This window comes from Aestuariirhabdus sp. LZHN29 (genome assembly GCF_049985285.1).
GTDB lineage: Bacteria > Pseudomonadota > Gammaproteobacteria > Pseudomonadales > Aestuariirhabdaceae > Aestuariirhabdus.
This window is the reverse complement of the sequence record NZ_JBNIEU010000001.1, coordinates 1358246-1381494: the sequence shown is the minus strand read 5'-3', so window position 1 is coordinate 1381494 and position 23249 is coordinate 1358246. Positions and strand designations below refer to the sequence as shown.

General features: G+C 57.5%; 21 protein-coding genes and 1 tRNA gene. 17 read left to right on the top strand and 5 right to left on the bottom strand.

Going from position 1 to position 23249, the window contains the following annotated elements; genetic code table 11:
* The first annotated feature begins 16 nt into the window (after window positions 1-16).
* From ACP3PW_RS06550 to ACP3PW_RS06510, 9 genes are all read left to right on the top strand, one after another.
* Window positions 17-1441: a sigma-54-dependent transcriptional regulator gene (locus tag ACP3PW_RS06550; RefSeq protein WP_426415870.1), complete on the top strand. Its 1425-nt coding sequence runs from the start codon at window positions 17-19 to the stop codon at window positions 1439-1441.
* 718 nt (window positions 1442-2159) lie between these two features.
* Complete coding sequence (pcnB, locus tag ACP3PW_RS06545; RefSeq protein ID WP_426415869.1) at window positions 2160-3506, top strand: polynucleotide adenylyltransferase PcnB; 1347 nt, start codon at window positions 2160-2162, stop codon at window positions 3504-3506.
* Window positions 3503-4000: a 2-amino-4-hydroxy-6-hydroxymethyldihydropteridine diphosphokinase gene (folK, locus tag ACP3PW_RS06540; RefSeq protein WP_426415868.1), complete on the top strand. Its 498-nt coding sequence runs from the start codon at window positions 3503-3505 to the stop codon at window positions 3998-4000. The genes pcnB and folK overlap by 4 nt, the downstream gene beginning before the upstream one ends.
* 3 nt (window positions 4001-4003) lie before the next feature.
* The gene (locus ACP3PW_RS06535) at window positions 4004-4657 is read left to right on the top strand and encodes a deoxynucleoside kinase (RefSeq protein ID WP_426415867.1); all 654 of its coding nucleotides are present in this window, start codon (window positions 4004-4006) and stop codon (window positions 4655-4657) included.
* 109 nt (window positions 4658-4766) lie between these two features.
* The gene (panB, locus tag ACP3PW_RS06530) at window positions 4767-5561 is read left to right on the top strand and encodes a 3-methyl-2-oxobutanoate hydroxymethyltransferase (protein WP_426415907.1); all 795 of its coding nucleotides are present in this window, start codon (window positions 4767-4769) and stop codon (window positions 5559-5561) included.
* Window positions 5558-6406: a pantoate--beta-alanine ligase gene (gene panC / locus ACP3PW_RS06525; protein ID WP_426415866.1), complete on the top strand. Its 849-nt coding sequence runs from the start codon at window positions 5558-5560 to the stop codon at window positions 6404-6406. Before panB ends, panC begins: the two co-directional genes overlap by 4 nt.
* Window positions 6407-6434: 28 nt before the next feature.
* On the top strand, window positions 6435-8075 hold the full coding sequence (gene pgi, locus ACP3PW_RS06520) for a glucose-6-phosphate isomerase (protein WP_426415906.1): 1641 nt from the start codon (window positions 6435-6437) through the stop codon (window positions 8073-8075).
* Between the two features lie 56 nt (window positions 8076-8131).
* A complete protein-coding gene (gene acs, locus ACP3PW_RS06515) occupies window positions 8132-10069 on the top strand; it encodes an acetate--CoA ligase (RefSeq protein ID WP_426415865.1) in 1938 nt (645 codons plus the stop codon).
* Window positions 10070-10362: 293 nt separating this feature from the next.
* A tRNA-Ile gene (locus ACP3PW_RS06510) sits at window positions 10363-10439 on the top strand.
* 332 nt (window positions 10440-10771) lie between these two features.
* Here the strand turns inward: ACP3PW_RS06510 and ACP3PW_RS06505 are convergent.
* Window positions 10772-11704: a LysR substrate-binding domain-containing protein gene (locus ACP3PW_RS06505; protein ID WP_426415864.1), complete on the bottom strand. Its 933-nt coding sequence runs from the start codon at window positions 11702-11704 to the stop codon at window positions 10772-10774.
* Between the two features lie 194 nt (window positions 11705-11898).
* Here ACP3PW_RS06505 and ACP3PW_RS06500 point away from each other — a divergent pair, with 194 nt between their 5' ends.
* The 8 genes from ACP3PW_RS06500 to ACP3PW_RS06465 all read left to right on the top strand — a co-directional run bounded on the left by ACP3PW_RS06500 (window position 11899) and on the right by ACP3PW_RS06465 (window position 19444).
* Window positions 11899-12459 carry a TRAP transporter small permease gene (locus ACP3PW_RS06500; RefSeq protein ID WP_426415863.1) on the top strand — a complete coding sequence of 187 codons (561 nt, stop codon included), beginning with the start codon at window positions 11899-11901 and terminating at the stop codon, window positions 12457-12459.
* Window positions 12452-13750 carry a TRAP transporter large permease gene (locus tag ACP3PW_RS06495; protein ID WP_426415862.1) on the top strand — a complete coding sequence of 433 codons (1299 nt, stop codon included), beginning with the start codon at window positions 12452-12454 and terminating at the stop codon, window positions 13748-13750. Before ACP3PW_RS06500 ends, ACP3PW_RS06495 begins: the two co-directional genes overlap by 8 nt.
* A 102-nt stretch (window positions 13751-13852) precedes the next feature.
* Complete coding sequence (dctP, locus tag ACP3PW_RS06490; protein WP_426415861.1) at window positions 13853-14851, top strand: TRAP transporter substrate-binding protein DctP; 999 nt, start codon at window positions 13853-13855, stop codon at window positions 14849-14851.
* A 102-nt stretch (window positions 14852-14953) separates the two neighbouring features.
* Window positions 14954-16084 (top strand): NAD(P)/FAD-dependent oxidoreductase, encoded by a 1131-nt coding sequence (locus ACP3PW_RS06485; protein ID WP_426415860.1) that lies wholly within the window; start codon window positions 14954-14956, stop codon window positions 16082-16084.
* Window positions 16062-16382 (top strand): (2Fe-2S)-binding protein, encoded by a 321-nt coding sequence (locus tag ACP3PW_RS06480; protein ID WP_426415859.1) that lies wholly within the window; start codon window positions 16062-16064, stop codon window positions 16380-16382. Before ACP3PW_RS06485 ends, ACP3PW_RS06480 begins: the two co-directional genes overlap by 23 nt.
* Window positions 16379-17809, top strand: coding sequence for an NAD(P)/FAD-dependent oxidoreductase (locus tag ACP3PW_RS06475; RefSeq protein ID WP_426415858.1), 1431 nt, complete (start codon window positions 16379-16381; stop codon window positions 17807-17809). The genes ACP3PW_RS06480 and ACP3PW_RS06475 overlap by 4 nt, the downstream gene beginning before the upstream one ends.
* Window positions 17810-17844: 35 nt before the next feature.
* On the top strand, window positions 17845-18192 hold the full coding sequence (locus ACP3PW_RS06470; protein WP_426415857.1) for a RidA family protein: 348 nt from the start codon (window positions 17845-17847) through the stop codon (window positions 18190-18192).
* 493 nt (window positions 18193-18685) lie between these two features.
* Window positions 18686-19444 carry a viroplasmin family protein gene (locus tag ACP3PW_RS06465; protein ID WP_426415856.1) on the top strand — a complete coding sequence of 253 codons (759 nt, stop codon included), beginning with the start codon at window positions 18686-18688 and terminating at the stop codon, window positions 19442-19444.
* 170 nt (window positions 19445-19614) lie between these two features.
* Here ACP3PW_RS06465 and ACP3PW_RS06460 read toward each other — a convergent pair whose 3' ends face one another.
* From ACP3PW_RS06460 to ACP3PW_RS06445, 4 genes are all read right to left on the bottom strand, one after another.
* Complete coding sequence (locus tag ACP3PW_RS06460) at window positions 19615-19800, bottom strand: hypothetical protein (protein ID WP_426415855.1); 186 nt, start codon at window positions 19798-19800, stop codon at window positions 19615-19617.
* A gap of 15 nt (window positions 19801-19815) precedes the next feature.
* Window positions 19816-21153: an amidase gene (locus ACP3PW_RS06455; RefSeq protein ID WP_426415854.1), complete on the bottom strand. Its 1338-nt coding sequence runs from the start codon at window positions 21151-21153 to the stop codon at window positions 19816-19818.
* Between the two features lie 94 nt (window positions 21154-21247).
* Window positions 21248-22594 carry a TRAP transporter large permease gene (locus tag ACP3PW_RS06450; RefSeq protein ID WP_426415853.1) on the bottom strand — a complete coding sequence of 449 codons (1347 nt, stop codon included), beginning with the start codon at window positions 22592-22594 and terminating at the stop codon, window positions 21248-21250.
* Entirely contained in the window at window positions 22591-23229 is a 639-nt protein-coding gene (locus ACP3PW_RS06445) for a TRAP transporter small permease subunit (RefSeq protein WP_426415852.1), read from the bottom strand. The genes ACP3PW_RS06450 and ACP3PW_RS06445 overlap by 4 nt, the downstream gene beginning before the upstream one ends.
* Window positions 23230-23249 lie beyond the last annotated feature (20 nt).

Below are 23249 nucleotides of genomic sequence, written 5' to 3'. Positions count from 1 at the left end.
TTCACACAGGTTTTCCATGCAGCCAATCTTGATCGTCGAAGATGAACCCATTATTCGCTCCGCCCTGCGGCGCCTTCTTGAGCGCAATGACTATCAGGTGCGTGAAGCCGGCTCTGTCCAGGAGGCCCTGGAAAATAACAACCTTCAGGAACTCGCATTGATCATCAGCGACCTGCGCCTTCCGGGCGAGCCCGGCACCGACATGATCAAGCACGCCAATGGCACACCGGTACTGATCATGACCAGCTACGCCAGCCTGCGCTCCGCTGTCGATTCGATGAAAATGGGCGCCGTGGACTACATTGCCAAGCCATTCGACCATCAGGAGATGCTACTGGCCGTTAAACGCATCACCAGCGAGCACCAGCAGCGCATAGAAACCGAGGCTCTGGAGCCCAAAGCGGGCTCCCCTGCCGCTTCGGCCCAGGGCAGCACAATTATCGGCAAGTGCCCAGCGATGCTGGAGCTGTTCAAACGCATCAGTAAAGTCGCCCCTACCGATACCACGGTACTGATTCTGGGAGAGTCCGGCACCGGTAAAGAGCTTGTCGCCCGCGCGCTGCATCGCGAAAGCCGGCGCACCAGCGCCCCACTGATCTCCGTTAACTGTGCCGCCATCCCTGAAACACTGATTGAGTCAGAGCTGTTCGGTCACGAAAAGGGAGCGTTTACAGGCGCTACCAGTGCGCGCAACGGACTGGTTGAGGCCGCCGACGGTGGTACCCTTTTTCTGGATGAGATTGGCGAGCTCCCCCTGGAAGCCCAAGCCCGCCTCCTGCGCGTACTGCAGGAGGGGGAGATCCGCAGGGTAGGCTCGGTACACAGCCACAAGGTAGACGTCCGTCTTATCGCCGCAACCCACCGCGACCTCAAGGCGCTGGCTAAGGTTGGCGAGTTCAGGGAGGACCTGTACTATCGCCTCAACGTGATGCAATTGAAGCTGCCCGCGCTACGCGAACGCGGTAACGACGTGATCGAAATCGCAGAAAAACTGCTTCAACGAACCTGCAGCAAAATGGGTAAAGAACCTCATATCTATAGCCCACAAGCTCTGCAAGCGATCGCGGGCTACCCCTGGCCGGGAAATGTTCGAGAACTCGAAAACGCCATTGAGCGGGCCGTAATCCTGGCGGAAGATGGCCTTATTAGTCACGACCTGCTGGACATAGAGTATGAGTCCGCAACCACCGACCGTACAGCTCGCCCGCCGCGCAACATCGACGATGAGATCCCCCTGGGCAGTGTGGTGGCGGCCCCCCAGTCCAGCAACGCTCATGAGGAGCTGTCGCTGGAGGATTACTTCCAGCACTTTGTACTGGAGCATCAGGAGAGCATGACCGAAACCGAACTCGCGCAAAAACTGGGGATTAGCCGAAAATGCCTGTGGGAGCGCCGCCAGCGCTTGGGCATTCCGCGTAAAAAAAGCACCCAGAGCATCTGAAGGCAGATACCAGGCACACGGGCAACGAACACTGCAGCCGCCTCCCCTCTCTTTGTTACCGGGCCCCTGCCGAGGCCACCCACAAAACTGTTACCGCCTCCCCGTAACGGTAACACCTCCCCCTACGGCACCCCACCATCGGTAACACTTTTTTGGTGTGTTACCCCCGTATCGCCCTTCCAATTACATCGATTTTACCTATCTGATTGTTTTTAAAGCATTTATTAAAACTGGCACACTGCGTGCTATATGAACCGCACAATAAAAATAAAAACCCATAACAATAAGAACAACAAAACACCCTGATAATAAAAACAACCGGGGTAAAGCAAACTGATTTTTTTGGAGAGGGGCCTTTTTAGTGGCCAGATGAGCACCCTGCGGGGTGGCCGGAAAATAAAAAGATCGCGAAAGCGAGGACAACACCGGCAAGCGTAACCGCAACTCAATAACTGCCTCACCCAGCTTCCAAAAGAATCCGCTTGTTACTTGTAGGCCGGATGGGCCTCATGCATTCGGGAGAATGAGCCACCTATAATAAGAATAAAAAAAACAACAAGAACAATAGCGAAGCAATATTATAAAAGGAGAGCCCAGCTCTCCTTTTGCTTTACTTGCCCCCCAAAATACCTCTCTAACGCTGAAATACCGCCGTCTCAATGGTATGATGGCACTATTCAAATATAGCTATCCCACTTTTCAGGAACTCTTCCCCACGATGTTAAAACGGCTGTTTCGCAAATTGCGCCCGTCGTCGTCCGGCATTGCCATGCCCACCCAAACGATTATCCCTCGCGACCACCATACCGTCAGCCGAAAAAGGATCAGCGATAACGCCCTCAAGGTGCTTCGCCGCCTCAACGAGGGGGGCTTTGAATCCTATCTGGTCGGAGGCTGCATCAGGGATATCCTGCTGGGTCACCACCCCAAGGACTTTGACGTTGCCACCAGCGCCACTCCCGAGCAGGTGCGCGGCCTGTTCCGCAACTCGCGCCTGATTGGACGCCGCTTCAAACTGGTACACGTACAGTTTGGCCGCGAGATTATCGAGGTCGCGACATTCCGTGCCGATCACAGCAGCGCAGGGGGCCGCAAAGACAAGTCGAAGGTGGCCGATAGCGGGCGCATCTTGCGAGATAACGTGTACGGCAATATCGAACAGGATGCGATTCGGCGCGATTTCACCATGAACGCGCTCTACTATACCTCTGAAGATTTCAGCATCCACGATTACACCGATGGCTTGCGAGATATCAAGCAGCGCAAGATCCGCCTGATCGGCGACCCGGTCACCCGCTACCAGGAAGACCCGGTGCGCATGCTGCGAGCGATTCGCTTCGCCGCCAAACTTGATTTCGAGATTGAAAAGGCTACCGCCGCCCCCATTCGTCGCCTTGCACCCTCATTGGGAGACATTCCCGCCGCCCGCATGTTTGATGAGATACTCAAGCTTTTGCAAGCCGGTCGCGGTTTAAAAACCTTCGCGCTGATGCAGGAATACCACCTCTTTCAGCCCCTGTTTCCCGCCACCCATACTGCGCTGGAGAGCGACCCGTACTACCAGCGCATGATCGAGCGGGCCCTGCACAATACCGACGAGCGCCTGCGCCAGCACAAGCCGGTCACACCGGCCTTCCTATTCGCGACCCTGCTCTGGGGCCCCTTGCAGGCCTGCCGCAAGGATATCGCGGCGCAAGATATTCCACCGATTCCTGCATTGCAGCAGGCGATACAGGTCGTGATCGGCAACCAGTCCAACCACACCACCATACCCAAGCGCTTTGGCATCCCCATGCGCGAGATTTGGGAGTTACAGGACCGCTTGCCCCGCCGTCAGGGCAAACGCGCAGCGCAGTTGCTTGAACACCCCCGTTTCCGTGCAGCCTACGACTTCATGCTGCTGCGCTGCGAGGCCGGTGAAACAGAGTTACAGGAGCTGTGCGACTGGTGGACCGATTATCAAAAAGTGGAAGAGGGTGATCGCAAGCAGATGGAGCGGCAGGTCGCACCGGCGAAACGATCCCGACCCCGCCGCCGCAGGCGCAAACCTTCCAGCAACGAATGATCCACTGCTACCTTGGACTGGGGAGCAACCTGGCAACCCCCCGACAGCAATTACAGGCAGCGGTCGACGCCCTTGCCCAACTTGCCGACTGTCGCTGGGTCGGGGCTTCCAGCCTCTACCAAAGCAAAGCAGTCGGTCCCGAACAACCGGATTACCTTAATATGGTCGTCGCCCTGGACACACGACTTGCCCCCCTTGATCTGCTCGATGCCCTGCAGGCGATCGAGCAACATCAGGGGCGCGAACGCAACGAGCGCTGGGGCCCCCGAACCCTCGATATCGACCTGCTGCTCTATGGCGAGCAACAGCTGAACCTCCCCCGCCTCCAGGTCCCTCACTCCGAGATGCACTGGAGAGACTTTGTGCTCAAACCACTGTACGAATTGGCGCCCGCGCTCGAGCTGCCGGCGGTACAACCGCTAACGAATTTATTACACACCTGCGTGAACACCCAACTCACCCGGGTAGGCGATCCACTGACCCCCACGGACTAACTTGTGACCATTAGCCAACAGCCCCGCCACCGTTTTATTGCCGTTGAAGGCCCCATAGGGGTCGGCAAGACCACCCTCGCCAAACGCCTGGCCGAAAGTTTCGAGTACGCGCCCCTACTGGAGCCCGTTGAAGACAACCCCTTCCTGGAGCGCTTTTATCGCAACCCTCGCCAGGGAGCCTTTGCCGCCCAGCTTTATTTCCTCTTTCAGCGCACCCAGCAGATTCAGGAGCTGCGCCAGAACGACCTCTTCAGCCCGGCGTGGGTGGCCGATTTCTTGATGGACAAAGACCGCCTGTTCGCCCGCCTCACCCTCGACGCTGACGAGCTTGACCTGTACCACAAGGCCTACGAACTGCAGACCCTCGATATCCCCCAGCCCGACCTGGTGATCTACCTGCAAGCGCCTACCCAGGTGTTGCAGCAGCGCATCAGCAAACGGGGCGTGGCCGCCGAACAGATGATCAGCGATCTCTACCTGCAACAGATCAATGATGCCTACACCGAATTCTTCTATTACTACGATCAGGCTCCTTTGCTGATCATCAATGCCAGCGACATCGACCTGGCCAGCAGCGACGCCGATTACGAACAACTGCTGCAACAAATTCATAGCATCGGTAACGGCCGCCACTACTTCAACCCCATCCATCGCTAGGGAGTTGAGGCGCCAACCTGCGCAACTGGTGCCCCTTGTCGATAGATGGGATTTAGGCCAATTTTGCGTATAATCGCTGCTTCATTCGCAGTATTGATTGGTGATCGCGTTGAATATTACTCTCGACAGTCTCCGTAAACTGAAAGCCGGCGGCGACAAGTTTGCCTGCCTGACCGCGTACGATGCCGCCTTTGCCCACGCGGTTAGTGCCGCGGGTATAGAGGTCATTCTGGTCGGAGACTCCCTGGGCATGGTACTGCAAGGACGCGATAGCACACTGCCGGTAACGATCGAGGACATGGTGTACCACACCCGCTGTGTCGCGCGCGGCAACCAGGGCGCCCTGATCATGGCGGACCTGCCTTTCGGTAGTTACGCCACCCCCGAGCAAACCCTCGAAAACTCCGCTGCATTAATGCGAGCCGGGGCTCACCTGGTCAAGCTCGAAGGCGGACGCTGGCTGTGCGAGAGCGTCGAGCTATTGGCTCGCAATGGCATCCCCACCTGTGTGCACCTTGGACTTACCCCGCAATCGGTCAACCTCTTTGGCGGCTTTAAGGTACAGGGGCGTGATCAGGACGCGGCCCGCCAGATGATTGAAGACGGCCAATTATTGGATCAATCCGGCGCCGCGCTGCTGCTGCTCGAGTGCGTTCCTTCTGCGCTGGCCCGAGAGTTCACCCTTGCCGTTGGAGCGCCGGTGATCGGCATCGGTGCCGGTGGCGATACCGACGGCCAGGTATTGGTACTGCACGACATGCTGGGGGTTACGCCAGGGCGACGCCCTCGCTTTGTAAAGGACTTTATGGAGGGGCAGTCCAGTATCGACAGCGCCCTTAAAGCCTATGGTGAGGCGGTAAAATCCGGCCAATTCCCCGCTGAGGAGCATCAGTTTACGTCATGAATACCGTTCACAGCATTGCCGATGTACGCGAATACGTGCGTGCCTCCCGCGCCGCAGGCAAGCGCGTCGCCTTTGTCCCCACGATGGGCAATCTGCATAAGGGTCACCTGACGCTGGTGCATAAGGCTCGGGAACATGCCGACGTCGTTATCGTCAGCATCTACGTTAATCCCCTGCAGTTCGGCGCCGGTGAGGATCTCGAATCCTACCCGCGCACCCTGGCCGAAGATCAGGCCCAACTCAAGGATGAAAACGTCGATCTCCTGTTTGCCCCCTCCAGCAACGAAATCTATCCCGAGGGCATGGAGCATCACACGACGGTGTCAGTGGAGTGCCTTTCCAACATGCATTGCGGCAAATCCCGCCCCGGTCACTTCGCCGGCGTTGCCACAATAGTGTGCAAGCTGTTCAATATCGTGCACCCCGACGTTGCCGTATTTGGCGTCAAGGACTTTCAGCAGCTGGCCGTAATTCGCCAGATGGTCAACGACCTCTATATGCCGGTAAAGGTCATCGGCGCCGATATCGCCCGGGATAGCCGCGGGCTGGCGCTCAGCTCGCGCAACGGCTACCTCACCGACGCGGAGCTCGACATCGCGCCCAGCCTCTATCGGGTGCTGCGCGAGGCGAGGGAACAGATATTGCAGGGGATGAACTACGACCTGATCCTGCGCGATGCCCTGGCCAAACTGGCGCAAGCCGGACTGAAACCCGACTACATCGACATCTGCAGCCAGCACAGCCTGCAACCGGCCAACGCACAGGACAAGGAGCTGGTCATTCTTGCCGCCGCTTACCTAGGGCGCGCGCGACTGATCGACAACGTCACCCTGACCCTGCCCTGAGGGCACGTCAGGCAACAGGAGCAGAACCCTGAAACAGCTCGCAGCCTACCCGTTACTCGTGCAACACAAACAACGCCTGGAGCAACAAACACTCTGCAAGCTGTTTGCCCAGCAGCCCAACCGCTTCGATCGTTACACCCGCTCCGCAGCGGGCTGGACCCTTGATTACTCCAAAAACCGGCTCGATGATCCCGCGCTCAACGAACTGATACGACTCGCGGGCCAGGCCGATATCAGCGGCCAGCGCGACGCCCTCTTCCGCGGCGAGGAGATCAACAATACCGAACAGCGCCCGGCACTGCACACGGCGCTGCGCAGCAACACGAGCACGCCATTAGAGATCGACGGCGAAGATATTCGCCCGCTTATACGCGCCGCCCAGCAGCAGATGCAACGGCTGTGCGAAGAGATTCACGGCGGCCGCTGGCTCGGATACAGCGGAAAACCGATAAAGGATGTGGTCAACATCGGCATCGGCGGATCCTTCCTCGGCCCCAAAGTGGTGATCCAGGGACTCCAGCCCTACCAGCACTCATCCGTTAAAGTACATTTTATCGCCAATATCGACCCCTCCGATATGCAAGAGACCCTGAACCGGGTTGACCCTGCCACCACGCTCTTTATCGTGGCATCCAAATCTTTCGGGACTCAGGAAACGATCTGCAACGCCTCGGCCTGCCGCGCCTGGCTGCAAGGGGCGGGCGTCGAGGATGGTGATCTTTCAAAGCACTTTTTGGCGATCACTGCCAACGCCCCCAAGGCGATCGAATTCGGTATCGCTGGCGACAATATACTGCCCATGTGGGACTGGGTTGGAGGGCGTTACTCGCTGTGGTCCACCATCGGCCTGCCGATCGCGCTGGGGATCGGCTACGACAACTTCCAGCAGTTACTCGATGGCGCGCGCTCCATGGATGAGCATTTTTGCGAGGCACCCCTCGCCGACAACATGCCGGTGCTACTGGGTATGCTGGGGGTCTGGTATCAAAATTTCTGGCACGCCCGCAGCCACGGCTTGCTCTGTTACAGCTATTACCTGCGCAGCTTCGTCGATCACATCCAGCAACTCGACATGGAGAGCAACGGCAAGAGTGTAAACCGCCACGGCGCAACGCTCGATTACCGCAGCGGCGCCATCATCTGGGGCGGAGAGGGCTGCAATGGCCAACACGCCTACCACCAGCTCCTCCATCTGGGAAACCAGTTCACCCCGGTTGACTTCATTCTCCCCCTGAACTGTCACTACCCCGAGCGCCAGGCCCAGCATTGCATACTGGTTGCAAACGCCTTCAGCCAAAGCCAGGCCCTGATGCAGGGCAAGCCCGGGGCGCAGGCGCGCGCCGAGCTCGAACGCCAGGGGCTGGATACGAGCGCCGTCGAAACCCTGTTACCCCACAAGATCATGCCCGGCAACCGCCCCAGCAATACCCTGGTTGCCGATCGCCTCACACCCCACTCCCTGGGGGCCCTGCTCGCCCTCTATGAGCACAAGGTTTTCGTGCAGGCGATGGTCTGGGATATCAACCCCTTCGACCAATGGGGAGTTGAACTAGGTAAACAGCTAAGCGACACTCTCCATGAAAGGTTACAGCACCCCGGAGCGACGGCGGATCAAGATAGTTCCAGCAACGGCTTGATCAAGCTTTACCACCGCGCTCTCGACGTGTAACCGACAGGGCCCGAAGGGTCCTGTACGATAACAATAACCCACACGAGAGACGCAACATGTTCGAGATTGAAAACCATCCTGTAAAGGATGCCATCAAGCAGCGTGCCCATATTACCGATGCCCAGTACAAGGAGATGTACCAACAGTCCATCGAGCAGCCCGATACCTTCTGGGGCAATATGGCCAACGAATTCCTTGAGTGGTTTACCCCTTGGGACAAAGTCTCCGAGTTTGATTTTCACAAAGGTGAAGCCAGCTGGTTCAAGGGCGGCAAGCTGAACGTCAGCTACAACTGTATCGACCGCCACCTGGCCACCAAAGCCAACGATACCGCCATCATCTGGGAAGGCGACAACCCGGAAGAAGACCTCACCATTACCTACCAGCAACTGCACGACAAGGTGTGCCGACTGGCCAACGTGCTTAAGGCTCGCGGCGTTAAAAAAGGCGACCCGGTCTGCATCTACATGCCGATGATTCCCGAAGCCGCCTACGCCATGCTCGCTTGCGCGCGTATCGGCGCCGTGCACTCGGTGGTGTTTGGTGGCTTCTCCCCCGAGGCCCTTAAAGACCGCATTCTTAACTCCGACTGTCAAACCGTGATCACCGCCGACGAAGGCCTGCGTGGAGGCAAAAGCGTACCACTCAAGGCCAACGCCGATGTCGCCGTGGAGCAGTGCCCTAACGTGCATACGGTCGTCGTGGTCCAGCGTACCGGCGGCGATGTTGCCTGGAACGAAGGCCGGGATATCTGGTATCACGAGCATACCGATGCGGCCAGCAACGAGTGTCCTGCCGAGCCCATGGACGCAGAAGACCCTCTGTTTATCCTCTACACCTCCGGCTCCACCGGCAAGCCCAAGGGTGTACTGCACACCACCGGCGGCTACCTGCTGCAGTCAGCGATGACCCACAAGTACATCTTCGACTACCATCCCGGCGACGTCTACTGGTGTACCGCCGATGTCGGCTGGATTACCGGCCACTCTTACATCGTCTACGGCCCATTGTGTAACGCCGCCATCACCCTGATGTTCGAAGGCGTCCCCACCTATCCCGATGCCTCACGCTGCTGGCAGGTGATCGACAAGCACCAGGTCAACGTGTTCTACACCGCGCCCACGGCTATCCGCGCACTGATGGCCCAGGGCGACGACTACGTCACCCGTACCGACCGTTCCAGCCTCAAGATTCTGGGTACCGTCGGTGAGCCGATCAACCCCGAAGCCTGGGAGTGGTACTACAACGTGGTTGGCGAAACCCGCTGTCCGATCATGGACACCTGGTGGCAGACCGAGACCGGTTCGGTGATGATCACCCCGCTACCCGGCGCTACCGACCTTAAGCCCGGCTCGGCGACCCGCCCCTTCTTCGGCGTTAAACCCGAACTGGTTGATCCCGAGGGCAACATCCTCGAAGGCGCGGTCGAAGGTAACCTGGTCATCACCGCCTCCTGGCCGAGTCAGATCCGTAGCGTCTACGGCGACCACGAGCGCTGCATCCAGACCTACTACAGCACCTACCCCGGTTACTACTTCACCGGCGACGGTGCGCGACGCGACGAGGATGGCTACTTCTGGATCACCGGCCGGGTCGACGACGTGCTTAACGTCTCCGGTCACCGCATGGGTACCGCCGAGATCGAAAGCGCGCTGGTGCTGCACGACGCCGTAGCCGAAGCCGCCATCGTCGGCTTCCCCCACGACATCAAGGGTCAGGGTATCTACGCCTACATCACCCCGATGCACGACGTGGAGCCAAGCGCCGAGCTGGAGAAGGAGCTGCGAGCTTTTGTCACCAAAGAGATCGGTGCTATCGCCAAGCCAGACTTCATCCAGTGGGCCGTCGGCCTGCCGAAGACCCGCTCCGGTAAGATCATGCGCCGCATCCTGCGCAAGATCGCCAGCGACGAGATTGACGCCCTGGGCGACACCTCCACCCTGGCAGACCCCAGCGTGGTCGACAACCTGATCGACAACCGCGCCAAGCGCTAAGCGGCGTATCGACAAAAAAGGGACAGCCGCAACGCTGTCCCTTTTTTTATGGGGTTGACCCGTTCTGGTAGAGCTTTAGCGCAGGGGCACAGGCGGGGGCGAGTTGATATTACCCCCGCGCGCAGAGCCTTACCCCCTCGTTTACGCATATTTTGCCCGCACCCTCGCGCTAAAAAAGAGGAGAAGCCGACACCCCGGTAATAAATTTCAGCCTGGGGCCATTAACCCCGGTGTTCTGGCACCCGCAGCTATTGGCTCGCCTCCGCCAAGACGCTATAATCGCCGCTCTTTCAGGGCCTATAGCTCAGTTGGTTAGAGCAGGGGACTCATAATCCCTTGGTCCGAGGTTCAAGTCCTCGTGGGCCCACCAATAAAATCAACGTCTTGCAGCGTGTTCTTGTAACCATAGTGTGGCCGGTTTGGCCACATTATGGTTACATAGATAAGCAGAACTGGCCGGCTTTGATGTTAAAAAGGCCGTCATACTTAGGTTTGACGGCCTTTTTATTTGAGCCTTAGTTTAGGCAGCTCTACATCATTCCAGATCAGTGATCGCCTCCGCGCTCTGGTACTTGTCGTAGATATGCATAGTGAATCGCCACGACTTCACTAGACACCTTTCACCCCCCACCATAATACCGGTCTTCATACTCTAAAGGTGATAACCCGTGTCGGAGCCAGCCAACTCATCACGCCTGTAGCCTAACCCTCACCATAGACAAACAGCCCGTTGGATTCTTGAGATAAGGCCTTCAGTCGCTTGCAGAGTAACTCTGAAAAGTCGATAGCCAGCAATGACTTTGAACGAGTCGCCGGATAGATAATGTTGTAATTGAACTCGATTTTCGGTTTGAACGGCTTCACCACCAGCCCACGTTTCGAATAGTTGATGGCCGTGGCAGGGTCGACCAATGACACCCCGCTACCCGCCAGGACGTAGGCACAGGCTACATGGGAAACCTGGGTATCGAACAGTAGCTGGCGCTTGACTCCGGCTTGTTCAAATACTTCATCGACCTTATAGCGAACGCTCTGTTCGGTACCCAGTGAAACAAACATCTCACCCTCCAGGTCTTGCGGGATGATCACCGCTTTACTCGCAAGTCGATGGTTGGGCGGCAGGGCACACAGCAACTGACTGCTTGCGAGGCTTTGCACCTCAATGGCCGGGTCGGAGACTTTGATGGCGGAGATGCCAATGTCGAAGTGCTGGGTCGAGATCCAGTCAGCCACCTGTTGTGAACTACGCACTTGCAGGGTGACCGCAACGCCTTTGTGGTCGGCCATGAAATCATGCACCACCTGCGGCATAAAGTCCTGCGCCAGCGCGGGCATGCAGACGATGCGCAGAGTGCCGCGATGAAAATCACGTAACTCCTCGGCGGTTCTCGCCAGCTTCTCAATACCGACAAACGATTTTTCCACCTCTTCGAACAAGATCATCGCTTCGGGGGTCGGTAGCAAGCGTTTCTTATGGCGCTCAAACAGCGTGACTTTGACACTCTCCTCGAAGTCGCTCAGCAGCCGGCTAACCGCCGGCTGCGAGATGCATAAAATTTCGGCCGCGCCGGTGGTGGTGCCCGCGATCATCACCGCGCGGAACGCTTCAACCTGCCGAAAGCTCAGTCGTGCCATATCTGCTACTACTCCTGTATGAGTGCTTTAGCACTCAATCGGCCATTGATTGCTATAACCTTATATTATCAAGTACCAAAAACAAACGATTTGATGTTATCTGTTGCGCTGGGCAACATGGTTATCACCAAAGCGGCGTGGATCGAAACAACGATTCCCGTCTGCGGGACTCCAACATAATAAAGAGAAATCACATGGAGAGATTCTTTCGTTATTCGCTGGCGCTGCTGATTAGCATGGTGGCCGGTTTCCAGTTTGTTCAGGTGATTACGCGTTACGTCTTCGAGACGCCAGTGATGGGGTTGGAGGAGGTTGCCGTGATCCCGACCTTGTGGCTGTACATCCTCGGTGCCGTTAACGCCTCTCGCGATGACACCCAGATACGCGCCAATGTGCTGGAGATATTTCTCAGCACCGAACGGGCTCGGCATATTTTGTTGGTGGTTTCTGAGAGTTGCAGCCTGGTGATCTCAGTGTGGCTAACCGTTTGGGCCTGGGACTACCTGAAGTATGCCTGGCGTGTCGGCAAGGAGACCCCAACGCTATACCTGCCAACGCTGACCTACGAATCGTCGCTGTTTCTTGGCCTCTTCGTTATGACCCTATACGTCGCCTGGCATCTGTGGGGGCATATCCGGACACTGATACGGGGCGGCGCAGCACTGAACACGCCGATCGATCACGAGCACCCCCATACCAACGAAATCGACGAGCTACAGGTGCTGGATCAGCGCGAGGATAAGAATCATGGTTGAGATTGCACTGCTAGCCTTTCTGGTACTGGTTATTCTGCTGAGCCTGGGGGTGCCGCTACCTTACTGTTTTGGCGCCGGTTTAATGGTGATGACCCTGGTGGGTGATGCCACCATGAAGGGGATGATGTTGTGGGGCTTTAGTCAGCTGACCAACCCGATACTGCTGGCGATCCCGCTGTTCGTGTTCGCCGGTACCATCATGAGTGTTAGTGGTATCGCCGCCAGCCTGCTCAAGTTCGTTAACATTTTTGTCGGTCGGGTTCGCGGCGGACTGGGCGTGGTGGCATCGGTAAGCTGTGCCATTATCGGAGCTATCTCCGGCAGCGGCCTGACCGGTATTGCCGCCATCGGTCCATTGTTAATTCCTGAAATGGAGCGCAAGGGCTACCCCCGGGCGTATGCCACGGCTTTAATTGCCAACTCGTCGATCTTGGGTCTGTTGATTCCGCCAAGCGTTACCATGATCGTCTATGGCTGGGTTACCGAGACATCAATTCTGGCCAGCTTTCTGGCCACGCTGGGGCCGGGTCTGCTGATTATGCTCAACTTTGCCATCGTTAACCTGGTGATGGCGCGCAAGTTCCCGCTGGTGCTCGATGAGCCGATGGAGATCGGGGCGATGGCCAAGGAAGCGAGCAAGCATACCGTACATGCGATCCCGGCGTTGCTGATGCCGGTGATCATTCTGGGCGGTATCTACGGTGGCATTATGACGCCCACCGAAGCGGCGGCCGTGGCCGTGATCTACGCGCTACCGGTCGGCTTTATGGTCTATAAAGGGCTGACTTGGAAAACCTTCCTGGAGTCCGCTAAAGAGTCGGCCACCGCCGTGGGCGCCATTCTGATCATGATCCTGTTCAGCCTGATGTTGAGCCAGCTGTTCGTGATGGAGGATATCCCCCAGGCGCTGGTAGAGGTGATCTTCGAGATCACCACCGATAAGACCATGCTGCTGATTATGGTGACGCTGTTTCTGCTAGCCATCGGCATGGTGGTCAACGACATCACCGCTATCATCCTGACCGCGCCGCTGCTGATGCCGCTGATGGGAGCACTGGACGTTAGTCCCATCCAGTTCGCCGCCATCATGGGGGTGACCACCGCGATGGGTGGGGTAACACCGCCCTACGCCAGCATTCTTTACTTGGGTGCGCGGATCGGCAAAGTCAAATTTACCGAAGTGATTAAGCCCGCCATGGTGCTACTGCTGTTCGGCTATCTGCCGGTGGTGATACTCGTGCTGATCTGGCCCGAACTATCTGAATACATACCGGCTCAGCTTGGGTACTAGGAATTCATCCAGGCATTTGAATAGAAAGCGTTTGTTTTTACGTTCGAAAGAAAGGCTCTACCTCGATTCCCGATGTGGAATATAAAAAAAATGGAGAAGACCATGCATAAAACACTAACCAAGAAAATTGCTTTTGCACTGTCATTGTCGTTGGCAAGCGTCGGAGTCGCTCAGGCGGCGACACTGAAAATGTCTCATGTACGGCCTCAGGGCACGATCATCGACCAGGAACTCAAAGCGTTTTCCGCCAAAGTCGATCAGGCTACAGGGGGGGAGATCAAACTCAAAATTTACGCGGCCAGCGCCCTGGGTGACTACACCTCCGTCCAGGAGCGGATCTCCGTCGGCGCGGTGGACATGGCGGTGCAGCCGGCCGCCACCGCCGCCTCACGCAAGATGCAGATAAGCTCCTTCCCCTACCTCGCCGAAAACTGGGAGCAGGCTCGCAAGGTCTACGGCCCTGAGGGTGCCATCTACACCGCCATGAAAGGTCTCTACGCCGAGCAGGACATCACCATGCTGGCTGCCTATCCGGTCTATTTTGGTGGTATCTCTTTGAATCGTGATGCGGTATCACCCGGCGACGTTAATGCCAAGAAAGGCATCAAGGTTCGGGTGCCCGGTATCAAGAGTTTCCAGCTGACCGGCGACGCCCTGGGTTATATCAGTTCTCCCATCCCCTTCTCCGAGGCCTTCACCGCGGTGCAGACCGGAGTGGTTGACGGGGTGATCGGTTCCGGTGCCGAGGGCTACTACGCATCGTTCCGTGATGTCACCAAAACCTATTTGCCGGTCAACACCCACTTCGAGGTGTGGTACATGATCATCAACTCCGAAACTTTCTCCGACCTTGACGCAGACGAACGCGAAGCGCTGCAGAAAGAGGCACAGGCCTTCGAGGTCCAGCGCTGGACCCGTGCCGAGTCCGACCAGGCAGCCTACGAGCAGAAGCTGGCCGATAACGGTGCGACTATCGTCCGTTTGAACGAAGCCCAACTGGCAGAGGCAGCCAAGAAGGTCCGCTCCGACGTCTGGCCCCAGATCCTGGAAGACGTAGGTGCCGCATGGGGTCAGGGCATTCTGGACCAGGTCGCCAACTGATCCTTTAATCCGACAGCTCGGCACGCCGGCCACCGTTGTTGTGGCCGGCCATCAAGCCCGATTCCTAGGGGCTTACCGACTATCCCCACGGGAGGAAAAACAATGAGCGCAGGTGTAAATCCTGACTGCCGTGAGACTAAGGTGGCCGTTATCGGTGGTGGGTTGGTTGGATTGGCGGTCGCTCTCGGGTTGCAAGACCAGGGATTAACCGTTTCGATCGTCGACGAGGGAGATATCGCCCTCCGCGCATCACGGGGAAACTTTGGTTTGGTGTGGGTGCAAGGTAAAGGGGACACCTGTCCCGCCTATGCCCGACTGAGCCGATCATCGGCACTGCGCTGGGGTGAGTTTGCCAAGCAACTGACCGCATCAACCGGTATTGATGTGCAGCTATCTCAGGTCGGCGGGCTCTATATCTGCCTCACCGAACAAGAACTGGAACAACGCCGGCTGCTGTTGGAAGCGATGCGACAGGAGCACGATGGTAACTATCCGTTCGAGATGCTGAACCACGAGCAGCTTAAGGCAAAGGTACCCGAAATTGGTCCTACGGTAGCAGGAGCCACTTGGGGACCTGAAGATGGCCATGTCAACCCGCTGTTGTTACTGCGAGCGATGGCGCAGCGCTTTATCGCTGAGGGTGGCCGGTTGCTGACCAGCGGCCCAGTGACTCAAGTCGAGCCTGACAATGGTCGGTTCAGGATTCACTGTGGCGACCAGCAACTGGAAACGGATCGGGTGGTGCTAGCGGCCGGTCTCGGTAACCGTGAGCTGGCTCCCCAGGTGGGGTTGTCTGCTCCTGTGGTACCCAATCGCGGCCAGGTATTGATTGCCGAGCGGGTACGCCACTTCCTGGATTACCCCACCGGCCATGTGCGCCAAACCGGTGAAGGCACTATCCAGTGTGGCGACTCCAAGGAAGATGTGGGGCTGGACAGCAGCACTACCACCGATGTGGTGGCGACGATTGCACGACGGGCAATAACGATGTTCCCACTGCTTAAGCATGTGCGCTTGATTCGATCCTGGGGCGCGCTGCGGGTGATGACTCCCGACGGCTACCCTATTTATCAGCAATCCCAACAATATCCGGGGGCTTTTTTGGTCTCTTGCCATAGCGGTGTCACCTTGGCCGCAGCCCACGCCGGCCCGATCGCCGAGTGGATCGCCACTGGCATTGCCGATCCGAGCCTCTCTCTGGAGGAGTTCCATGCCGAACGATTCAGCCTTTAAACGGCTCCCTTCGATCGCCACTGAAACGGTCAGTCTTCGAGTCGAGGGGCAAACGGTTGCCGCACGGGCGGGAGAAAGTGTGGCGGCGGCCGTATTGGCGGCCGGCCTCGGACCGACCCGCACCACCCCGGTGTCTAATAGTCCACGCGCGCCTTACTGCATGATGGGGGTCTGTTTTGAATGCCTGATGGTGATCGACGGTCAGCCCAATAGCCAGGGCTGTATGACCCCGGTGGCAGAGGGGATGGAGGTGAGCTTTCAGCATGGCGCTCGTGCGGTGATGGAGGAGCAGGTATGAACACCACGCCATACGACCTTGCTGTGGTAGGCGCAGGTCCTGCCGGAATGGCTGCAGCGATCGAGAGTGCCCGCCTTGGCTTAAAAGTGGTCGTGATTGACGAACAACCCCGCCCCGGTGGTCAGATCTACCGCGAGGTCGGCCAACCGGTGTTGCAGGATCAACAGATCCTTGGGTCTGATTATTACTACGGTGCCGGTCTGGTGCGCGAATTCTCAACGGCCAATATTGAGGTGTTACACAGTGCTACCGTGTGGGAGATCGGTGCACGCCACCTGTGCCTGTCGGCGGACGGTAACAGTCGGCGCATCAGCTTTGCCCGCTTATTGCTGGCAACCGGCGCGCAGGAACGCCCGGTTCCTTTCCCCGGTTGGACCACGCCGGGGGTGATGACCTGCGGCGCCGCCCAGATCATGCTCAAAAGCAGCGGTTTAGCCCCTTCCGAACCGCTGGTCATTGTGGGTAGCGGGCCGCTGTTGCTGCTGGTTGCCTGTCAGTTGCAGCGCGCCGGTGTCTCGGTCGCTGCCGTGCTCGATACCACCCCAACGCGTCATTATGCCGAGGCGCTGCGCGAACTACCGGGCGCGCTGCGAGGTTGGCGTTATCTGCTAAAGGGTTTCAAGCTGTTGATGGAACTGCGATCTGCCGGCGTGAAACGCTTGAACGGCGTGCACCAGCTGCGCGCCGAGGCGGGCCACGATGGCAAACTGGCCAGAGTGCATTTCAGCCACAATGGGCGTGAGCAACAATTGCCGTGCTCCACCCTGCTGGTTCATCAGGGTGTGGTGCCCAACCTCCAGTTAACGCAGGCTTTGGGGGCTGAACACCGCTGGGATGAACTGCAGCAGTGTTGGCACCCTTGCCTCGATAGTGGAGGCGAGACCAGTATCGGCGGCGTTTTTGTGGCCGGCGATAGCGCCGGTATCGGGGGTGCGCTGGTTGCCGAGCTGCAGGGTAAGTTAGCCGCCATCGAGATCGCATCGCGGCTCAGAGGTGTCGGCAAGCAAAACCCTGGAGTAGAGGGCCGAGACAGGGAGATCCGCAAACTGCAGCAGGAGATTGACCAGCAGCTGGCAATCCGCCCCTTCCTCGATCGACTCTACCGTCCCGCTGAGGTGTTTTTGCGGCCGGCTGATGAGACGCTCGTGTGTCGTTGCGAGGAGGTCACTGCGGGGGATATTCGCCGTGCCGCCAAAAATGGCTGTGCCGGTCCTAACCAGGCCAAGGCCTTCAGCCGAGCCGGCATGGGGCCTTGCCAAGGGCGCTTGTGCGGGCTAACCGTATCGCAACTGATGGCCGAGGCACACAATACGCCGGTATCTGAGGTGGGGTATTACAACATCCGTTCACCCATCAAGCCGATCACCTTAGGGGAACTGGCAAGCATGGACACCGAGTCAGAATTTGTTGAGCAGGCCGACGCCTAACCATTCATATGAGAATCAAACAAGAGAGCAATACGATGTCGATTACCCGTTATCAGACTGCAGCACGCATGAGTAAAATTGTGGTGCACAACAACACTGCCTACCTTTGTGGCCAGGTGGCCGAGGATCGAAGCGCCGACATAACCGGGCAGACAAAAACGATGCTGGCCAAGGTCGATGGGCTGCTGGAGTCGGTAGGGAGCAACCGGGATAAGCTGTTAACGGCCACCATCTATCTCAAGGATATGGCCGATTTCGCCGCGATGAACGCCGTCTGGGATGCCTGGGTCCCCGCGGGAAGTGCACCCGCCAGAGCCTGCGTAGAAGCGAGTATGGCCAGCCCTGAACTGCTGGTAGAAATTTCGGTTACGGCGGCGGTCTGAGCCACACCTTAATCCACCTTCTCGAAGGGCTACCGAATCTTACTGGCCCGCTTGCCCCTGCGCCTCTCGGTACAGGGGCTTAATAAGATGGTTCCCTTCGCTCCACGGCCTAAGCTTTGGAGCGAGCAAAACAGGAGAACCGTCCCATATCTACGATCACAGCCCTAATCAATTATGGATGCATAAGCGGAAGCTGATCTGTACGCAACATTAGAGCGTTCAGCTGGCCCTCTTACTAGACAGTAAATCACGGCTCAGCGAGCCGCACCTCCTACCCAGTCAGTTGACCACGTAGCGCACTCCAAAAACTTGAACTAGACGACTATGGATACCTTCGCCGTAATCCCTATTGGGTGAGCAGAAAGATGCTTGAATAGCCAACGCAATGATAAAGTATTGCAGCTATTCAACGGGGCCGGCCAAACGGCCACACTATGGCTCCATACACAGATCCGCAAGGACCACCCTTTTTTGTTTTCTCACAGGAAGCCCCATGGCCGCCAAAAAATATTACGTCGTATGGGTAGGGCAACAGCCTGGCATCTACACCTCCTGGCCTGAGGCTGAGCGGCAGGTTAAGGGCTATCCCGGTGCTAAGTACAAATCCTTTGCCAGTTCAGCGCTGGCCGAAGCGGCCTACGCCAACAAACCAGCGGCTGCGGCGGGCGCCCAAACGGCCTCTCGCGTTTCCAGCAAAAAAAATGTCTCCAGCGCCGCATCCTCGGTAGAGCTCGGTGCCGATGTCAGTATTTTTTGTGACGGAGCCTGTGACCCCAATCCCGGACAGGCCGGTACGGGTATCGCCATCTACCACAAAGAGAAGCTGTATCAGCTCTGGTATGGCCTCTATAACCCCGCTGGCACCAACAACACGGCAGAGCTGCTGGGGTTGCATCACTCGCTTCTGTTTGCCCAAACGGCGATAGAGAGCGGCCTAAGCGTTACCATCTACTGCGACTCCCGATACGCCATCGACTGCATCACCCAATGGGCCAGCGGCTGGAAAGCCAAGGGCTGGAAGAGGGCCGGGGGCGAGATAAAAAACCTTGAGATCATCAAACCTGCCCACGCCCTTTACGTCGAGATCGCCAACCGGGTCGCCGTTAAACATGTTAAAGGGCACGCCGGGGTCGAGGGTAACGAGCTGGCTGATCGCATGTCGGTTGTCGCCATTGAGCGGCAGGAAACGGATCTGTGCCGCTATCAGGAAGAGCTCAGTGTCGAGGAGTTACTGGGGCTAGCCCGAGGCTAGTTCGGGGCGACTACCTGTTCGTGTTTCCTCCACTGGAGACCAGCTGACCTGTATGTACGAAGGGCCGCAGGCCAGCAGCGAAAGCGAAGTGAGGGTTCAGAAAGCGGCGGCCGGTGGCTTTCCCTCCTGATCGGGCCGGGTTTCGCCGCTGAGACTACTGTCTGCCGGGGCTACTTTGGCTGCTCATCGCCAGATTTAATCTCTTCGTAAAACCCGACGTAAGACATGATTAAAACAACACCGACGATAATGGGAAACGAGATGGACCCCGTGTTGTCCCAGATCGAATACGCCAGGCCGCCGAGAAACAACGACAGTATGATGGTCGCAATCGCCCCATTTATAAAATTCAACATACGCCTGTACTCCCTCTAGTCAGCTGTTGCCTGCACAATATGTTGTACCAACCAGTTTGTTGTTCGCAACAAACGCGCATCATCACCCTTGCTGGCCACCAGCTGGGCGCCCATCGGGAGGCCACGCGCCCCCTGCAAAACCGGTGCAGACACACTCGGCACACCGAGCAAAGACCATGGCGTGCAAAAGACAGGGTCTCCGGTGGATTCGAGACCCTTTGGTGCCGCACCCGTGGTCGCTGGAGTCAGGATCGCATCGTACTCCAGCATGATCTCATCAAAAGCTTTATTCAACGCGGGGAGTTGCGCCACCGCGTGATTATAATCAACCGCCCGGCACTGCTGGCCGCGCTCAATCATCTGGCGCAGGACCGGGCTTAAACGCTCCCTGGCACCAGCATATTCACGGCGAAAGCTTCGAGCCAGGTCCGCTTCCATGATGGTCTGGTGCCAACCCACGGCACTCTCCAATAGCTCCGAAAGGTCGATCTCCTCAACCCTGCTGCCTAGGAAAGCGGTCAGTTCACCAAACGCTCCCTGCACCTCTTCACCGGCCTTGTCCCAGGAGGGGGTTTTTACGAAAGCCAGCCGCGGTGTAACCGGTGGCTCTTGCGCTGTGGTGTCCACCAGGCGTGGACGTGCCCGTGGCCGCATATCCGGGTCACGGTCATCGAATGCCATCAACTGTTCAGCCATCAGGGCCACATCCGCGACCGAGCGGCCAAACACGCCAACATGGTCCAACACTCGGGATAACTGCAAAGCCCGGTAGCGTGACACCAGCCCGTGGCTCGGTTTATATCCGACAACACCGCAATAGGATGCGGGGCGAATGATCGAGCCGTTGGTCTGGGTACCCATGGCCAAGGGCACCATCTGCGCAGCTACCGCCGCCGCTGAGCCACTGGATGAGCCGCCCGGGGTACACTCGGGATCATGGGGGTTCCGGGTCTTGCCCGGTGAAAACACCGCCAGCTCTGTGGTCACTGTCTTGCCCATGATGATGGCACCCGCTGCGCGCAGCAGGGCAACCGCGGTGGCATCACCACCCGGTGTGCGCCCCGCATGGAGGGGGGTGCCGTCCTCGGTCGGCATATCGCTGGTGTCAAAAATATCCTTAATCCCCACCGGAACGCCATGAAGCGGCCCAAGGGCCTTGGCGCTACGACGGTAGAGGTCGGCATCGCGGGCCTGCTGCAACGCATATTCAGGGTCGAGGTAGTGCCAGGCCCCCACCGTCTCTTCCAGCGCCTGGGTTCGGTCCAGACAGGATTGAACCAGCTCTTGCGAAGAGATCTCCCCTTCGCGAATGGCCGCTGCCGCCTGCCCCGCACTCATTTCAAACACATTCATCCGTTAACGTCCGCCGCGCTGTATTTCAATATGAAGATGAGATCACCGCCTTCGGGTCGATGATCTCCTTGAACCGCCCCTGAAGCCCAACCGGTTAACCAAAGAGGTATTCCGGCAGCCACAGGATAATTTGCGGGAACATATACATCAGTACCATGGCAAAAATCACGATAGCCAGATAGGGCATGATCCCCTTGAATATCTCTATCAACTGCACATGCTTGGGCGCCACACCTTTGAGATAGTATGCCGACATCGCCATGGGTGGCGTCAAGAACGAGGTTTGTAGATTCAGGGCCACCAGCACCCCGAAAAACAGCGGATCCACACCAAAGGTGCTCAACATGGGCAGGAAGATCGGAACGAAAATAATAATAATTTCACTCCACTCCAATGGCCACCCCAGGAAGAAAATAATGAGCTGGGCGATGATCAGGAAACCCACCGTGCCCAACGCCATTCCTACCACCCACTCTTCGATCAGGCCGTGACCGCCGAGGTAGGAAAACACCGATGCGAAGGTCCAGGAACCGATGAACAACCAGCACACCATCGCCGACGTCCGCGCCGTAAGATAGACCGCCTCCTTCAGGCGCTCCCAACTCAGCGATCGGTACATTCCCGCCAGCACCAGTCCACCGAACGAACCCACACCGGCAGCCTCTGCCGGCGTCGCGATACCGGCCAGAATGGACCCCAACACCCCCATAATCAGCACAAACAGGGGCACAAACGAGGTCACCAGTTGCCACACAATGGTCCTGAATGGTGGGACATGCTCCTCTACCGGCTTGGGCGCTAATGACGGGTTGAGGTAGGCGCGAAGGATGACATAGAGCATATACATGCCCGCCAGCATCAGCCCCGGAAACAGCGCGGCGGCATAGAGACGTACCGGGGAGACCTGCGCAATGGCAGCATAGACGATCAGCATGATACTCGGTGGAATCAATATGCCCAGGGTTCCCCCCGCACAGATAACACCGGAGGCAAGTTTCTTGTCATAACCGGCCTTGAGCATAGCCGGCAATGCCAACAAGCCCATCAGGGTCACGACGGCGCCCACGATTCCCGTCGCGGTCGCAAAAATAGCGCAGGTAGCCAGCGCAGCCACCGCCATGGAACCGGGAATGTGCCGGGTCGCCAACTGCATACTGAAAAACAGCCGGTCAACAATATTTGCCCGTTCAACGACGTACCCCATAAAGAGAAACAACGGCACCGCAACCAGTACGTCATTCGACATGACCGAGAAGGTATTTTGTACAAACAGATCGAATATTCGGTTATTAAACAGGTGTTCCAACTGGTCAACCTGGGCATAGGCGTAGTAACCAAACCCCAACCCCATGGCAATCAACGTAAAGGCGATGGGAAAACCCAGCAACACGATACCGATAAACAACACCAACATCAGGATGGCTATTTGAGGATCAGTCATTTCCGATCTCCTGCTTCACTGCCATCGATTTGAGCACGGCTGCGGTCATTGTCGTCGATTCCCAGTTCGCTTAATTCCACATGCTGGTGATGCGCCATGGTCTCTGTTTCTTCGACGTCATGAAGTCGTGGCGGCCACTGGCCTGTGCGCAGGCAAATGACACAGCGGGTGGCCTCTGCAACCCCTTGCAGGAAGACCAGAAAACCGGCCAATGGAATCAATGTTTTAAAAAAATAGATCTGCACTCGGGCAGGGCTACTCCAGCTGACCTCTTTGTAGCGCCACGAATCGGCGGCAAAGTCATAGCCGTACCACACCAGGGCAAACACCCCTGGAAGCAGGAATAAAATGTAAAGAGTCAGATCAATAACAGCCTGCCCCCGGGGCGGGAGCAAACGGTGAAGCACGTCCCCCCGCACATGACCATTACGCGACAGGGTATAGGCACCGGCCATCATAAACAGGGCACCGTACATCTGCACTGCCATATCGAACGCCCACGCCGTCGGCGAATTAAGCACATAGCGAACAAACACTTCATAACAGGTAGCAAAGGTCAGCACCATGATGCACCAACCAAACGCCTTACCCACCCATGCGCTTAAACTATCAACAAAATAGATAAAGGGGTTCATATCAATTTCCACATAACGGA

Bases quoted from the DNA above. Each gene is read 5' to 3' on its own strand.
- ACP3PW_RS06460 (WP_426415855.1), bottom strand. From the start codon at position 19,800: ATGTTGAATTTTATAAATGGGGCGATTGCGACCATCATACTGTCGTTG.
- ACP3PW_RS06470 (WP_426415857.1), top strand. From the start codon at position 17,845: ATGTCGATTACCCGTTATCAGACTGCAGCACGCATGAGTAAAATTGTG.
- dctP (WP_426415861.1), top strand. From the start codon at position 13,853: ATGCATAAAACACTAACCAAGAAAATTGCTTTTGCACTGTCATTGTCG.
- ACP3PW_RS06480 (WP_426415859.1), top strand. From the start codon at position 16,062: ATGCCGAACGATTCAGCCTTTAAACGGCTCCCTTCGATCGCCACTGAA.
- ACP3PW_RS06505 (WP_426415864.1), bottom strand. From the start codon at position 11,704: ATGGCACGACTGAGCTTTCGGCAGGTTGAAGCGTTCCGCGCGGTGATG.
- ACP3PW_RS06495 (WP_426415862.1), top strand. From the start codon at position 12,452: ATGGTTGAGATTGCACTGCTAGCCTTTCTGGTACTGGTTATTCTGCTG.
- folK (WP_426415868.1), top strand. From the start codon at position 3,503: ATGATCCACTGCTACCTTGGACTGGGGAGCAACCTGGCAACCCCCCGA.
- ACP3PW_RS06455 (WP_426415854.1), bottom strand. From the start codon at position 21,153: ATGAATGTGTTTGAAATGAGTGCGGGGCAGGCGGCAGCGGCCATTCGC.
- panC (WP_426415866.1), top strand. From the start codon at position 5,558: ATGAATACCGTTCACAGCATTGCCGATGTACGCGAATACGTGCGTGCC.
- acs (WP_426415865.1), top strand. From the start codon at position 8,132: ATGTTCGAGATTGAAAACCATCCTGTAAAGGATGCCATCAAGCAGCGT.
- ACP3PW_RS06485 (WP_426415860.1), top strand. From the start codon at position 14,954: ATGAGCGCAGGTGTAAATCCTGACTGCCGTGAGACTAAGGTGGCCGTT.
- ACP3PW_RS06465 (WP_426415856.1), top strand. From the start codon at position 18,686: ATGGCCGCCAAAAAATATTACGTCGTATGGGTAGGGCAACAGCCTGGC.
- ACP3PW_RS06550 (WP_426415870.1), top strand. From the start codon at position 17: ATGCAGCCAATCTTGATCGTCGAAGATGAACCCATTATTCGCTCCGCC.
- ACP3PW_RS06445 (WP_426415852.1), bottom strand. From the start codon at position 23,229: ATGAACCCCTTTATCTATTTTGTTGATAGTTTAAGCGCATGGGTGGGT.
- ACP3PW_RS06475 (WP_426415858.1), top strand. From the start codon at position 16,379: ATGAACACCACGCCATACGACCTTGCTGTGGTAGGCGCAGGTCCTGCC.
- ACP3PW_RS06500 (WP_426415863.1), top strand. From the start codon at position 11,899: ATGGAGAGATTCTTTCGTTATTCGCTGGCGCTGCTGATTAGCATGGTG.
- ACP3PW_RS06450 (WP_426415853.1), bottom strand. From the start codon at position 22,594: ATGACTGATCCTCAAATAGCCATCCTGATGTTGGTGTTGTTTATCGGT.
- pcnB (WP_426415869.1), top strand. From the start codon at position 2,160: ATGTTAAAACGGCTGTTTCGCAAATTGCGCCCGTCGTCGTCCGGCATT.